Below are 15399 nucleotides of genomic sequence, written 5' to 3'. Positions count from 1 at the left end.
GATGGGGGTCTTTTCCGCAGATTTACCCTCGCGCATGAGATTTTTTGAGAAAGGAGAGCCTAGATGAACGAGAAAAAAGTAAAAAAATCGCTATTAGAGCAGTTAACGCTGAGGAACGCTACGAGTGATTTCTATATTGATTTAATTAATGATTACATGTCTTTGTGGCATTCGAAGGAATTGTTAGTGGCTGACATAAAGGAGCGCGGCACTGTTTATAAAGAACCTAATAGCTCAGGTAGAAATGTATCTAAAAATAATCCTTCTACGAAAGAATTAGTAATGGTCAATAAACAAATGCTAGCTTTGCTAAAAGACCTTGGACTAAATGAACCTGCCGTAAGTAGTGAGCCAGATGATGGTGAATTGCTATGATAACTACTAAATACATTGATGAATATATTGCACTTTATGAATCAGGACAAATAGAATTAAATAAAGAACGTATTCAATTAATAAATTGGTTGAAAAAAGATATATTAAATCGGAATGATCTTTATTTTGATTTGAATTTATTAGAATCCTATATTGCTTTTACAAAAAAATGGTACTTCGAACTTGAAAGTTTTCAAAAGTTTGTAGCATCATTTATTTTTTTGTATCAAAAATCAAATGAAGATAACTATTTTAAAGAATTTTTTATATCAATGGCTCGGGGTGGTGGTAAGAATGGTTTTATCACATCATTAAGCCATTTTTTTATTAGTCCTTTTCATGGAGTTAAAAATTATAATGTTGCCTTAGTAGCGAATAGTGAAAAGCAAGCAAAAGTATCTTTTTTAGAAATGTATAACTGTATTAAAGACAATAAGCTAGATAAACATTTTTATAGAACTAAATTAGAAATATTAGGACGTAAAACAAACAGTACATTTATGTTTAACACTTCAAATGCTGGCACTAAAGATGGTGCCAGGGACGGATGCGTGATATTCGATGAAGTCCATCAATATGAAGATCAAAAGATTGTAGATGTTTTGACAAGTGGTCTAGGTAAGGTTAAACATCCTAGAATATTCTACATTGGAACAGATGGATTTGTTCGAGATAAATTTTTAGATAAATTAAAAGAGCGCAGTAACTATCAATTGCAAGGTGAGTCAGAAGAAGATAGATTATTCCCTTTTATTTGCCGAATTGATGATAAAAAAGAAGTAGATAATTTAGCTATGTGGCAGAAAGCTAATCCTATGTTTTGCAATCCGATGAGTGATTATGCTGAAGGGTTATTGCTAGAAGTTAAAAGGCAATACAAGAATTTAGAATACAATCCGTCGGCCAGACCAGAATTTATGACAAAACGTATGAACTTACCAGAAGAAGATTTAGAGCAAACTATTGTTCCATACGAGGAAATAAAAGCAACTAACCAAGAAGTACCTGACTTATTATTCAAAACTTGTATTGGCGGCGTTGACTACGCTAGTATTCGAGACTTTGCAGCTGTCGGATTATTGTTTAGAGACGGCGATAAATACATTTGGAAGTCACACTCATTTGCTAGAAAGGGTTATCTAGATTCTGCAAGATTAAAAGCACCTATTGATGAATGGGAAAGAAAAGGGTTGTTAACTATTTTAGATGAAGAATCAATCAATCCTAAACACATTGTTAATTGGTTTATAGAAATGCGCGAGAATTATGGCATTGATAGAATTGTAGCCGATAATTTTAGAATGGATTTATTGCGACCGCTATTTCAAGAAGCTGGATTTGAAATTGAAGTAATAAAAAATCCACGCGCTATTCAAAGTTTATTAGCCCCTAGAATTATTGATGGATTCGCTCAAAAAAATATTATATTTGGAGATAATCCTTTAATGCGTTGGTATACCCAAAATGTCGCTGTTAAACGTAATGGAAGAAACATAGAGTTTCTTAAAAAGGATGAACATAGACGTAAAACGGATGGTTTCCAAGCATTCATACACTCAATGTATCGAGCTGATGAAATAGTAGACATCGATGTAAACGAAATGCTCGACTTCATGGAAGGCATGTATTCATAGAAAGGATGTGGATGAGTGAGTGAAATGACATGGCTAGATTTTTTTAAAAGGAACAAAGAAATTGGAAAACAAACAGATGAATTTTGGGAATATTTTTGGGACCTCGATATTGTTCAAGATAATTCTAAGCGGACTTATTTAAAGAGAATGGCGATTGATCGTGTATTGAACTTTGTGTCAAGAACCGTTAGTACAACAGAGTTTAAGTACACCGTAGGTAACAAAGTATCAAACGAATTAAAGCACAAAACGTGGATGTATAAATTAAACGTTAAGCCAAATGTTAATCAGAATGCATCTGATTTTTGGCAAAAGCTAGTTTACAAGCTACTTTATGACAATGAAGTATTAGTGATTTTAAATGATACGGAAGATTTATTAATTGCTGATTCATTTAATAAAACGCCGTATGCTGTTTATCCTGATAGTTTTTCAGAAGTGACAGTAGATGATTACACATTTGCTAGGACATTTTCTAGAAGTGAAGTTTGGTATATGGAATACAACAATGAGGATTTAGAGAACTTCATTGCTGGATTGTACGGAGATTATGGTGAGTTATTTGGTCGTATGATTGAAGTAAATATGCGAAACAACCAAATAAGAGGCGTTGTGGATATTGATGCTACTAAGGCCTTAAAAGAGGTTGAAAACAAGGACGGAAAAACGGCTGCTGAAAGATTAAAAAACATTGTTGATAAAATGTTTAAATCATTTAAAACAGATTCTGTAGCAATTGTGGCTAAGATGAATGGTTTTGATTATAACGAAGTATCTAGTAATTCAAAAGGTGGTAATCAATCATTTGACGAGCTTAAAAAAATAAAAAATGATTTTGTGTCAGAAGTTGCTGGAGCTGTAGGTGTCCCTCCCTCTTTAATTTTTGGGGATATGGCACAGACTGAAGAACAGACGACGTTTTTTTTAAACTTTATGATCAAACCACTAATAAATAAAATACAAACAGAGCTTATATTAAAATTAATTAGTAAAGATGATTACATGAAGGGCCACAGAATTAGAGCAATTGGTCCAGATGTTAAAAATATCATTGAATTGGCTACGCAGATTGATAAAGCTATCGCGAGTGGTGGATTTAATAAAAACGAAGTTCGATACGAGTTTGGATTTGATGCAGTTGACGGAGGTGACGAGTTTGTACTTACTAAAAACTATGAAAAGGAATCGAAAGGGGGTGATGATATAAATGACGACTAAAATTAAAATTAATGGTCCTATCGTTAGTAATGATGACAAGTGGATTTACGAATGGTTAGAAATGGATGCTACCAGTTCTAATGATGTTCTGAGCGTGTTACCTGATGACGGTTCAGATGTCGAAATCAGTATTAATTCTTACGGCGGACTTGTTGATGCTGGTAATGAAATTTACACAGCTTTGATGAGCTATGAAGGTAAAGTGACGATTAATGTCATTATGGCAGGAAGTGCTGCTTCAGTTATCGCAATGGCAGGTCGCCCCACTAAAATCAGCCCAGTTGGTCAGATTATGATTCATAATGTATCAACGGGAATGGGTGGCGACTATCACGATATGGATAAAGCAAGCGAAATATTAAAGAAAGCAAATCAGTCACTATCTAAAGCTTATCAGCTAAAAACAGGGCTAAGTCAAGAAGATATTCTTTCTAAAATGGATGATGAGACTTGGCTAACTGCTGATGAAGCTAAAAAACTAGGATTTGTTGATGACATTATGTTTGAATCAGATGAGCGTCCTGTGATGGTGGCGAGTGGATATAATGACGTTTTACCGACCACTTTAATTAACAAAGTAAAAGAAATGAAAAATCAATCAATTGATAAAGACAAAATGCAAAATATTATTGATCAGTCAGTTGAACGAGCATTAGAAAAACAAAATATAAAGAAACGAGAATCTAACAAAGGTAATTCTACTTTTGATGGGTTCTTTTTTTAATACCTAAATTGGAGGAAAAATATATGGTAATGACATTAAAAGGATTTGAAAAAACAAACGAATTACAGAAGAAATTCTTCGAATTAGGCGCTGAAGCCTCTGCTGAAGAAAAACAGAATACTTTTGCAGAAATGATGAATGCACATTCAGAAGAGTTAGAAGCTAAATTTAAGGAAGAAATGAAGAATGCTGCCTTAACTCAAGAAATGGCAAAGGGTATGAATCGTGAAGAATATGCGTTCTTCAATGATATTAAAAAAGATGTGGGATACAAAGAAGAAAAATTATTGCCACAAACAACAGTTGATGAAATCTTTGAAGATTTAACAACGGAACATCCTATTTTAAGCTACATTGGTTTAAAAAATAATGGGTTACGCTTAAAGTTCTTAAAATCAGAGACAACTGGTGTCGCTGTTTGGGGTAAAATCTTTGGTGAAATTAAAGGTCAATTAGATGCAGCATTCAGTGAAGAAGAAGATATTTCAGACAAGTTAACAGCGTTCGTGGTATTACCTAAAGATTTAGATCAATTTGGTCCTGAGTGGATTAAACGTTTTGTTAAAGAACAAATTGTTGAAGCTAATGCCGTAGCTTTAGAAGAAGGCTTTATTATCGGCGATGGTAACGAAAAACCTGTTGGATTAAATCGTCAAGTACAAAAAGGTGTATCGATTACAGGTGGTGTTTACCCTGAAAAAGCTTCATCAGGTAAACTTACTTTTAAAGATAGCCGTTCTACCGTTAAAGAATTAACAGAGGTCTTTAAATACCACTCTATTAAAGAAAATGGTAAACCAGTAAACGTGGCTGGAAAAGTAGTCATGATTGTCAATCCAGTTGATGCTTGGGACGTTAGAACACAATACACATTCTTGAATGCTAACGGAACATATGTGACTGCTTTACCGTTTAATTTAACGTTAATTGAATCATTAGCAGTACCAGTTAAAAAGGCAATTACATTTGTTTCTGGACGTTATCACGCATATATTGCTGGTGGTTTAGCTATCAGAATGTACGACCAAACGTTTGCTATGGAAGATTTAGACTTATATGTCGCTAAAAACTTTGTTTACGGAAAAGCAAAAGATGACAAAACTGCTGCAGTATGGGATTTGGAAATTGATAATACTGTTACTGGCGACGATGGCAAGGTAGCTCCTAAAAAAGCAGATAAGTAGTGATTCGATATGGAAGAATTAGTCAAAGAATTTAAAGAACGCATGAAGATTTTTCATGATTCAGAAAATGCCGAGATTGAACGCAGTTTATTAGCCTCTAGAGCTTCCATAAAACGCATGATAGGCTCTGATGATATAACTATACCGGAAATAAAAGAGTTAGTTATAGAACGTTCTAGGTACGCTTATAACGATTCGTTGGAGTTCTTTGAAGAAAACTTTCAATCGAATATTATAGGCGTGATGCTGGAGGTGGCTATTGAGAATGAAGACGACGTACAAACCAAAGAAGATAACGGCAGGTGATTTAAGAACGCCTGTCGTCTTTTTTGAGTATCAACAGACTGATGAGTTTGAACCAACGGAAAGTAAAAAAGAAGAACTCTTTAAATGTCTAGCGTTAGCTTACAACCCTTCTATGAAGGATATTGAATTATTAAAGGTGTCTGATACCAAAGAAGGCTTAACCATTAAAATTCGAGACCCTAAGCAGAGCTATCAGCCTATGAATAATCATATGGTAGAGATTCATGACTATAGATACGAAGGCAAAGTTTTTAATATTGTGGATGTGTCTTACGATATGGAAAACAACGAGTTTATCAAAGTCATATTAGGTAATCCATCATGAAAACTAAAGTAGAAATTAGAAGTGCAATTCAGGGATTAGATAAGGAACTAAGCGAAGCTAAGGTGAGTAGAATTCAAAATCAAGCGATTAATAAAGGAGCAGAAATTGTTGCAGAAGACATTTCTCAGGCATTTAATAAGTTTGTTGGTACTAAGTATTCTACAGGAGCTACTAGAAATGAAGTGACGCTTCAAAAAGCTAGAAAAATAAACAATACTCGTGCAGCTTCAATTGGCTGGAGTGGGCCTAAAGAACGCTATCGGTTAATCCATTTAAATGAGTTTGGTTATACTCGAAAAGGTAAAAAGTATCGTCCAAGAATGGTTGGCACGATCGAACAAACGATGACTAGCTCACAAGGTAAATATTTAGATACTGTATACAAGGAGTTGAAAAAAGAATATGCAAGATAAGATGAAAACATTAGCAACTATGTTAACTAAAAATGACGTCATACATCAACACACGTATGATTCAAAAACAAAAAAGCATCGATTGTTTTTCTACACAAACCCTGAAAATACAGATTTAAAGAAGCCTTTTATTATTATTGAACCAATTGGTCCGACGCTAGATACGGTTTACGGAAGCAATCAACCATTACTAACCCAATTTATTTATCAGATAGATGTTCAGTCAACTGACAGATTAACTTGTAAAGAAATTCAACGAGCAATTAAAGAAACATTATTGAAAATAGATTTTTTTCAACAATCTGGTGGTCTTGATGAATATTTCAACGAGACCGGCAGATTTGTTGATGCAAGAAGATATAAAGGAAATTCAAAATTATACGACACTGACTATTAGTTGGTGTCTTTTTATTAGGAGGAAAATTAATGGCAACTTACGGTTTTAGAAGAATGCATATCGTTACAAATATTGATGATGCTACAAATAAAAAGCATTATATTGTTGAAGGTAATAAAGATTTAGGTGCAACAAGTACTGCAGAAATCACTGGAATTAATAAAGAGCCTAAGCCAATACCAGGATCAGATGGTATTTATACTATTTTAGCTCAAGGGACAGGTAAAGTATCAATCAATTTAGGTATTCTAGATTTACCATATGAAATTGATAATGAAATACTAGGTTTTGCAAAAGATGATGATGGTTTCTATGATATTGGCGAAGATATTTTACCACCAAATACTGCAATCGTATTAGAGTCTTCTGACTTACGTGGTGTTCCTTTATTTTGGGGATTTTACAATGGTAAATTCACAAAAGAAACTGAAAAAATGGAAACCAAGTCGCCAGATAATGACGATATTGAGGCAGAAACTTACACGTTCTCACCAACGTCGATTACACAAGATAATGGTAAATCATCCGTTGGTAAAAAGTATAAAGGAGCAGATAAAAAAGATGCTTTCTTAAAACTTTTTGGAATTGATAATAAAACGGAAACGAAGAACTTAATTGTTCCAGATAAAGATGCAGGCAAAAAATAAAATAGTTGAGGGTGCTTAGGCACTCTCTTTTTTTAGGAGGAAATTAAATGAGCAATTTTAAAAAATTCGATATTGAGTTAAATATTCCAGGTACAGATGAATTCGAAAAGGTAACCGTAAGGAAGTTTATTAGCGTTGGAGAGTTGTATGATTTAGCTGGTAAAGCAGAAAAATTAGAAGATGAAACAACGTCTGTAAAAGAGCAACTAGATATTGCGATGGATATTATTTTAGGGTTCTTTGGAAAAGAAAAAACTGAAGATAACAAAAAAATTGATGAAAAAATCATTAAAGAACGCCTAGCTAGTACTGATTTTATGGAATCAGCTAAAAATATTCTATTTACTGCCACAGGTCAAGACCCAAAGGCGCTCCCAACGGAACTTCAATAACTTGGTCAGAGTTTCGTGAAGAACTAAATAGTTTGTATAGTGAGCTGATTAAAAATGGGCAGTGGAGTTATACAGATGTAGATGAAGCCGACTTTGAGCATTTGATGGAGATTTTAGCTAACAAAAAGAAAAAGAAATATAAAAAAGTATTATCTCTGGATGGAAAGGAGGTTATTCATGGTTAAAAACGGGAAACTTTTAGGAAACATGGTCATTGATTTGAAAATCGATGACACAGCCTTTAGGAAGGGATTAGAAGGATCAAAACAAGCAACACGTTATTGGATGTCTGAAATGAAAGCATCTATGAAGATAATGGATACTGCTGGAGACAAAATTGGACTTTTAAAATCTAAACAAGAAGGATTAACTAAAGTCATCGAGGTTCAAAAAGAGAAAGTAGCGGAATTACAAAAAAGATATAAAGGTTCTTACGATGAACAAGGCAAAGCTTCTGCTAAAACATTAGACTATGCAAGAGACGTTAGAAACGCTGAAGCTCAATTAGCTAGTTTTGAGAAACAATTAGATAGAACAACAAAAGAATTAAAAATAAGTCAAAGTTCCTTAGTAAATAGTGGCAAGGTTCTTGAAGGATTCGGAAAAACTATAAATAAACAAGGGAAAGCAATTAGCAGCTTTGGGTCAGCGCTGACAAAAGCTTTTTCTGTTCCTGTCGGCGCTTTAATTGGCGGATCAATAAAGGCTGCTTCAGACTTTGAAAGTGCGTTTGCTGGAGTTAGGAAAACGGTTGATGCATCAGAAGGAGAATTTCAACGATTATCAAATGATTTTAGGAAAATGTCTAAAGAAATACCAGTTTCTTCATCTGCTTTAGCTGAATTAGGAGAATCAGCCGGTCAATTAGGCATTAAAACTCCAAACATTAAAGAATTTGTTCGAGTTGTAGCTGATTTAGGTGTAGCTACTAATATAGTTGGTGAAGAAGGAGCACAAGAACTAGCTAAGTTTGCAAACATTACTCAAATGTCGCAAAAAGACTTTAGCAGATTAGGCAGTTCGCTAGTGGCACTTGGTAATAATTTTTCAACAACTGAATCGGATATTATGGATATGTCTATGCGTTTAGCAGGAGCTGGGCATCAAATAGGTATGTCTCAATCTGATATCTTAGGCCTAGCAACATCTTTGAGTTCTCTAGGAATAGAGGCTGAAATGGGTGGTAGTGCTATTTCAAAGGTCATGATTAATATGAAAGTAGCTACGGTTACAGGATTGAAACAAATGAAGGCTTTAGAACAACAAACTGGCATGACTCGCAGAGAATTAGAGTTAATGAAATCTAACGATGGCAAGAGTTTTAAAGCATTAGCTGATAGCATTGGCATGACAACTGATGAAATGTCTAAAGTTATGAAAGCTAGTAAAGATTTAGAGGGCTTCTCTCACATAGCTGGTATGACTGCCGAACAATTTAAACAAGCTTTTGAAAAAGATGCGGTTGGCGCTATTGGCTCATTTATCAATGGTTTAGGTCATGCAGAAGAAAAAGGAACTTCAGCTATTGAATTGTTAGATGAAATGGGAATTAAAGAAGTTAGACTTCGAGATAGTTTGTTACGTGCTGGTGGTGCTCAAAAATTATTTGGTGATTCTATTGATACCTCTAATAAAGCTTGGAAAGAAAACACTGCGTTAACTAAAGAGGCTGAAACTAGATACGGCACATTTAAATCACAATTAGATATATTTAAAAACAAATTAACTGATATAGGCATTGATTTAGGTGGACCATTCATGGCAGCAGTAAATGATGCATTGGATGCACTAACTCCTTTTTTAGAGACTATATCCAATATCGCTAAGTCGTTTGCAGATTTACCTAAGTCTACTCAATCAACCATCGTACAATTTACAGCTATAGCATTAGCAATAGGACCTGTAACTTGGGTATTAGGTAAACTAATCGGAGGTTTTGGGGCGTTTTTTGCTACATTGGGTTCTGGTATGTCAACTTTTGGTAAATTTAGGATTGAATCAAATTTAATGACTAAAACACTGCCTAATATGATGACTGGTTTTAAGTCTGTGGGTTCTTCAGTTACTACTTTTTTAGTTGCACCTTTTAAATTGTTAGGCACAGCATTCACCTTTTTAAAGAGTGGGTTTGGAAGTGTTATAACAGGAATTGGAACTTTGCTTACTCAAGGATTTTCTCTTTCTAGTATGTTTACAGGGCTGATTGGTATTTTAGGCTCATTACTTAATCCAGTGACATTAATTATCGCTGGTATTGCAGCATTAGCTGGAGGGATTATGTACTTAAATAGTCAGACTGGTTCGTTTAGTGCTACTTTAAGTTTGATTAAAGATTCAGTATTCTCGTTTTTCAGTAATGTTTATGAAGGCTACATTAAACCAGCGTTTGACACAGTAACGCAGGCATTTATGACGATGATTACAACTATTAAAGCGTTTTGGGATGAATACGGCGCTCAAATCATGCAAGCATTAAGTAACTTTTTCCAACTAGCATGGGCAATTATTCAACCGGCATTAGGATTTTGGACTGGTATTTTCAGTGCGACATTTTCAACGATTGTTAACTTAATCAAAATCGCTTGGGATACTGTTATTGGGATATTTAGTGGTGTATTTAAAATATTAGGTGGATTAATTAAAGTATTTACTGGTGTCATGACAGGCGACTGGAAACTAGCTTGGAATGGAATGGTAGATATTGCTAAAGGCGGTTGGAATACTATTGCTAGTGGTATTGAAGGGTTTGCTAATGCCGTATTAGCTGTTATCGGCGGACTTGCTAATGGAATCAAAAAAGGTATCATTGGTGCTATTAACGGCATTATCAAAGCGGTCAATTGGGTGTTAGAAAAGTTTGGTGCTGATGGTTTTGACGAGTGGGAAGTTAAAGAAATAAAAGTTGCTAAAGTTAGACTTCCTAAATTCGCTACCGGTTCAGATGGATTGCCGTTCGATACGTTAGGCGTAGTTAATGATCAAAAAGGATCTACACACCGTGAAATGATTGTACCACCAAAAGGTCAGCCATTCATTCCTAGAGGCAGAGACGTTGTATTGCCAATGGAAAAAGGCACACAGATTATTCCAGCTAATATGACTAAAGACATTCTATCAGGATTACCACATTTTAAAAATGGCTTTTTTGGTAATGTATGGGAAGGGACTAAAAATACAGTTGGTAAATTATGGGGCAAGGTTAAAGAATTTACTGGTGACATTTGGGATTATGTTTCTAATCCAGGCGACTTAGTTAAATTAGCCGTTAATAAGTTTACTAATATTCCTGAATTCCCTTCATTTTGGATGGATATCGCTACAGGTTCAGTCAAACATCTATCAAATAAGATGATTGATTTTGTAAAAGAAAAATTCACTGAATTTGAAGCGCCTGGAGGGTTTGATGGTAATGTATCACTCGGTACAATGGGCGTTTATCAATACTTAGTTGATGTGGCCAAAGACGTGATGGCTAAATTCCCAGGAATGTCGATTACGAGTGGTTACAGACCAGGTGACCCTTATTATCATGGAAGACATCAAGCAATAGATATTGCTTATCCTTCAGGAATGAACGGATCTAGCAAGTATTTTGCACCAGCAAATTATGCGTTTAGTCGATTTCCTAAACAAGTAGCCTATGTCATTACTCAAGGCATGGTACGTGACCGTATGGGCTTGTCTGGAACAGGTTCGAGCGGTAAGTGGGTTAGATGGCCTGATAATGACCACTATGACCATTTACATATCAACGGTTCTGCTAATGAAGGCGATATTGTTAAAAATAGCGGTGGAGGTTCTGGTGGTTCAGGGCAATGGGCAAGTTTAGCTACTCGAGCATTAAAAATGGAAGGCCAATTCTCTACTGCTAATTTAAACGCGATGATGCGCCAAATTCAAACGGAATCAGGCGGTAATCCACGTGCAATTAATAATTGGGATATCAACGCTATTAACGGAACGCCATCAAAAGGATTGCTACAAGTTATCGATCCAACTTTTAGAGCTTATGCAAGACCAGGATTTAATAAGAATGTGTATGATCCGTTATCTAACATGTTGGCATCTATTCGTTACGCCGTGAGCCGATATGGTAGTTTAACTGCTGCTTATCGTGGAGTAGGTTACGAGAACGGCGGACTAATCACTAGAGAACATTTAGCTATGGTTGGTGAAGGAAATAAACCAGAAATGGTAATTCCGTTAACCCGTGAATCACGAGCAATCGAATTAATAAATCGTGCTAAAACAATGCTTGGTATTAGCGATTCAGGAACTACTGTTGTTAACAATAATGTTAAGTTAGAAGCTATTGTTGAACGTCTGGAAGAAAAAATATCTCAGCAAGGTGATGTCATGATTAAACTACTAGAAATTATTGCAAGTAAAAACCTTAATATTGATGGAAAAGAAATGTCTAGTAGCATTAGTAACTATCAAGGCAATAACGTATCTAAACTAGCTTATGGAAAGGGGGTCTTGTAATTGATAAACTTTGCTATTTTACAAGATGATCAATTAATTAATCTTAAAGATAAAGGAATAGCTTGTTTAACAATTCAACAAGGGCCTCCTATTATGGATTTTAATAACATCGAACTGGAAACATTAGATGGGCAAAGAGAAACTGATAATAATGTATTTAAACCTTTTGAAATAAGTTGCAGATTTTTGATTACTTTTCATAATAAATATGATTACACACTTTTAAAAAATGATTTCTACAATTTGATTTATCAGCGAAAAAGCTACCACATCATGTCAGAATTAAATCCAGGCAAGCGATACCCTGTTCAACCAGGAGAATTCGAAGAGGAAGAGAAGCAGTCAGACGGTGCTGTGTTTAAAGTTACATTTCATTGTTTCAAAGCCCATGCCGAATCAATCGAAACGACACAAGGCTTTCAAGACATCACAACTCAAAATTGGCAATATTCTCAAGGACTTGTCTTAGAAGACTATGAGTATCACTTTAATCGAAGTAATTTCTCTATCTGGAATTTAGGCGATTTTACGATTGATCCACGCATTCATGATTTGAAAATCACACTGAAGGGATATGCTGATCATAATTTAACTATTTACAACGAGACAACCGGTGACCGATTTATTTTAAACGACAAATTGCTTTCTGTTCGTGGTGAAGAATTACTAATCGATGGCGTTTATCCTTATAAGAACGGAATTCACTGTGGGATTGATACAAATGGGGAACTTATCAGTTTAGCTCCTGGTGAAAATAAAATACACATACAAAATGTAGCGGATGTCGATGTTAACTTCGATTTCCGCTTTTTGTATAAGTCGTAGGTGACGCTATGAAAAATGTATTAGTTATGAATTATGAGCGAACCAAACGAGAGATATTAACTGATTTTAAACGTGATAGCTTTAAAGTAGAAGATAAAGATGACATTTTTAACATAGAGTTTGAAGTGCCAATGACTAATCGAAATGCTTGGACGTTTAACTTGTTAGAAAATGAATCATCTGTCTTCTTTGATGGCCAAGAGTTCATCGTTAAACAATGTGATAATTTGGCTCATGGCTCGACTAAAGTTAAGCAGGTCACTGCAACTCATATCACGCACACAATCCAAGATGGCTATCAATATGACGTAATGAGTGGAACTAAATCAATTAACGAATGTCTCACACATATTTTTAAAGCAGATAAGCAAGGGTTTAATTATGATGTTAAAAATATCAATGGATCTATCTCTAGAGTAGAACAGGAAAACTTTGGAAATGCTAATCTAGTTAAACTAATCGAAGAAGTCCAGAAAGACTATGATGTCACAGTTGTTAGGGATAATAAGCTATTTACATTCATTCCGAATCGCTATTTTGAGAATAAAACAAATGAACAGATACGTTATCGAGCCAACACTGATAGCGTATCTTTTTCTATTGATACTTACTCATTAAAAACACAGATACGTGGGTCTGGTAAACGAAAAGAACCGAAAGAAGGGCAAACGGTTGGAGATTGGTACTTTGAACCAGTAACTTACACCAGTCCGGAATCAGAAAAATGGGGCATACGGATACAGGACCCGATTGAAGATGAGCGATATACCATTCAGTCGAATATGATTGACCGGCTTAAACGTGAGCTAAAAGACTATCCAACTATTTCTGGAAAGGTTGATTTGAAGGTACTTAATTTTAATGTGCAGCGTGGAGATTTAGTGCGGTTTGTTTACGAGCCATTAGGTATTAATCAATTCATCCGAGTTGTTGGTTTAACCAGGTATCCTTTTTCAAATAAAACACCAGAAGTTGAATTAGATAATCAAAAGCGAACCATACTTGATTATGTGGTCGCATTGATGAAAGGAGTAAAATGATGAATTTCTTATTTAAAAAATTTCTAAACAATCGTACAGATGCTGATTTTAAGAAGAATTTAAATGACAACAGCGATACATTTAATTCATTTGTTGATTGGGTAAAACTATTTTTTAACAAAACAAACACTCGGATTGATAACTTAGTGGTAAACAGTGGTGGCGATAGTCCAAACGAAGTGGTCGATGCCCGTGTTGATATCTTAGGCAATGCTCACGCCTCTTTAAGTGCACGATTAGAATCAGACTATGATTTTTTTAAAGTGACTTTAATTAGGAATGAGATAGACATCAAAGGACTGAAGAATGAAGTTGAATACCTAAATACTATGGTGAATACTGTATTTGGAAATATTAATGAGACCATTTCATTATATGTTTCTCAATCTAAAGGTAATAACAATAATACAGGTACTGAAGAAAAGCCGTTCAAAACTATTCAAAGAGCAGTTGATTCAATTCCGAAAGTTAATTCTGCCAATTATTTGATTATTGTCGACAAAGGTGCGTATCTGGAAAATGTTAAAATCAATAACATTTCTAATCCGTCAATTATCATTAAAGGATATAATGCTGAATCGTTACCTCAGTATCCAAAAGATACAGGTGTATACGTTCGAGCGATTGAGTTCAACCAATGTGTCGGCTACGTCGGTATTTTTGGTTTAACTCAAACTGACTCAAAAAATGCGAGTCGTTTTGTAAGATTTAGCTATTGTACGTATGGCGTTTGCCGAGGCTGTGCTATTAGAGAGAATACCAAAAGTAACACAAATTATAATGCCATAGTTTATACAACAAGCGGTGGACATGCTTACGACAATGATATTTCAAATCAAAATAGAGTATTTTTAGCCGAATTTACATCAAACGCTGTGTTTGCAATGTCAAATCGAGGTACTGACAACACTAATCGTATTTTATCTAGCAGATCAATCGTGTATAATGCCAACACTGATGTTAAGGGAGAAGACAAAAAAGAGATTGGGGGTCAAATCTACTAATGAATGAGAATAAAACATATAAAGAATATCAAAACATGATGAGCGTTTCACCCATTTTAGAAGACGGCGACAGCACGAATGTTGTCGTCTATTCTTTTGACTTGGATACTTCTAAATTCACGTATGATTTAAAGAAAAATGGCGAGCCATTAAGCTTATCGAATGCTAGCGACGTATCGTTTGTGCTATATTTTGGTGGCGATGATCCAGAAAAATATCCAAAAGCTAATTTAGTCGGAACAATTGAAGATAAGCTAACAAGTCGAGTTAGTTTTATCATGCCGAAACAATATCTTGGATTTTCAGGTCGAGTGCTAGGTGAAGTGAATGTCACTTATACTAACGGTCAATCTATGACGGTTGGGTATTTCTATTTCGTGATGCAACCAAGCTATATAAATGGCGGTCTTAAAATAGAACAACAAGTCTA

Annotated in this window: 17 protein-coding genes; all 17 read left to right on the top strand. The window is 34.9% G+C overall.

Features of this window, described 5'->3' with window-relative positions:
* Positions 1 to 63: 63 nt before the first annotated feature.
* Complete coding sequence (locus CBF37_RS10290) at positions 64 to 375, top strand: P27 family phage terminase small subunit (protein WP_125984673.1); 312 nt, start codon at positions 64 to 66, stop codon at positions 373 to 375.
* Complete coding sequence (locus tag CBF37_RS10285; protein WP_125984672.1) at positions 372 to 2009, top strand: terminase TerL endonuclease subunit; 1638 nt, start codon at positions 372 to 374, stop codon at positions 2007 to 2009. Before CBF37_RS10290 ends, CBF37_RS10285 begins: the two co-directional genes overlap by 4 nt.
* 24 nt (positions 2010 to 2033) lie before the next feature.
* Positions 2034 to 3227 (top strand): phage portal protein, encoded by a 1194-nt coding sequence (locus CBF37_RS10280; RefSeq protein WP_240626706.1) that lies wholly within the window; start codon positions 2034 to 2036, stop codon positions 3225 to 3227.
* On the top strand, positions 3217 to 3951 hold the full coding sequence (locus CBF37_RS10275; protein ID WP_125984670.1) for a head maturation protease, ClpP-related: 735 nt from the start codon (positions 3217 to 3219) through the stop codon (positions 3949 to 3951). The genes CBF37_RS10280 and CBF37_RS10275 overlap by 11 nt, the downstream gene beginning before the upstream one ends.
* A gap of 29 nt (positions 3952 to 3980) precedes the next feature.
* On the top strand, positions 3981 to 5135 hold the full coding sequence (locus CBF37_RS10270) for a phage major capsid protein (RefSeq protein WP_125984698.1): 1155 nt from the start codon (positions 3981 to 3983) through the stop codon (positions 5133 to 5135).
* 9 nt (positions 5136 to 5144) lie between these two features.
* Entirely contained in the window at positions 5145 to 5441 is a 297-nt protein-coding gene (locus CBF37_RS10265; RefSeq protein WP_125984669.1) for a phage gp6-like head-tail connector protein, read from the top strand.
* Positions 5401 to 5766: a phage head-tail adapter protein gene (locus CBF37_RS10260; protein WP_125984668.1), complete on the top strand. Its 366-nt coding sequence runs from the start codon at positions 5401 to 5403 to the stop codon at positions 5764 to 5766. The genes CBF37_RS10265 and CBF37_RS10260 overlap by 41 nt, the downstream gene beginning before the upstream one ends.
* Before the next feature lie 62 nt (positions 5767 to 5828).
* A complete protein-coding gene (locus tag CBF37_RS10255; RefSeq protein WP_165866699.1) occupies positions 5829 to 6179 on the top strand; it encodes a hypothetical protein in 351 nt (116 codons plus the stop codon).
* The gene (locus tag CBF37_RS10250) at positions 6169 to 6576 is read left to right on the top strand and encodes a hypothetical protein (RefSeq protein WP_125984666.1); all 408 of its coding nucleotides are present in this window, start codon (positions 6169 to 6171) and stop codon (positions 6574 to 6576) included. The genes CBF37_RS10255 and CBF37_RS10250 overlap by 11 nt, the downstream gene beginning before the upstream one ends.
* Before the next feature lie 29 nt (positions 6577 to 6605).
* Entirely contained in the window at positions 6606 to 7223 is a 618-nt protein-coding gene (locus tag CBF37_RS10245) for a major tail protein (RefSeq protein WP_125984665.1), read from the top strand.
* A gap of 47 nt (positions 7224 to 7270) precedes the next feature.
* Complete coding sequence (gene gpG, locus CBF37_RS10240; protein WP_125984664.1) at positions 7271 to 7615, top strand: phage tail assembly chaperone G; 345 nt, start codon at positions 7271 to 7273, stop codon at positions 7613 to 7615.
* Positions 7616 to 7647: 32 nt separating this feature from the next.
* Positions 7648 to 7800, top strand: a complete 153-nt coding sequence (locus CBF37_RS11675; RefSeq protein WP_165866698.1) for a hypothetical protein — start codon at positions 7648 to 7650, stop codon at positions 7798 to 7800.
* Positions 7793 to 12100, top strand: a complete 4308-nt coding sequence (locus CBF37_RS10235) for a phage tail tape measure protein (RefSeq protein WP_165866697.1) — start codon at positions 7793 to 7795, stop codon at positions 12098 to 12100. Before CBF37_RS11675 ends, CBF37_RS10235 begins: the two co-directional genes overlap by 8 nt.
* Entirely contained in the window at positions 12101 to 12925 is an 825-nt protein-coding gene (locus CBF37_RS10230) for a phage tail domain-containing protein (RefSeq protein WP_125984662.1), read from the top strand.
* 8 nt (positions 12926 to 12933) lie between these two features.
* Positions 12934 to 13965 carry a phage tail protein gene (locus tag CBF37_RS10225; RefSeq protein ID WP_125984661.1) on the top strand — a complete coding sequence of 344 codons (1032 nt, stop codon included), beginning with the start codon at positions 12934 to 12936 and terminating at the stop codon, positions 13963 to 13965.
* A complete protein-coding gene (locus CBF37_RS10220; protein WP_165866696.1) occupies positions 13965 to 14969 on the top strand; it encodes a pectinesterase in 1005 nt (334 codons plus the stop codon). The genes CBF37_RS10225 and CBF37_RS10220 overlap by 1 nt, the downstream gene beginning before the upstream one ends.
* The coding region (locus CBF37_RS10215; protein ID WP_125984659.1) for a BppU family phage baseplate upper protein at positions 14969 to 15399 on the top strand (431 nt) is incomplete at its 3' end. The genes CBF37_RS10220 and CBF37_RS10215, both read left to right, overlap by 1 nt.

The sequence above is a fragment of the Vagococcus vulneris genome (assembly GCF_003950515.1).
Taxonomy (GTDB): domain Bacteria; phylum Bacillota; class Bacilli; order Lactobacillales; family Vagococcaceae; genus Vagococcus; species Vagococcus vulneris.
The sequence above is the reverse complement of the archived record's forward strand: the minus strand, read 5'-3'. Positions and strand labels throughout refer to the sequence as shown.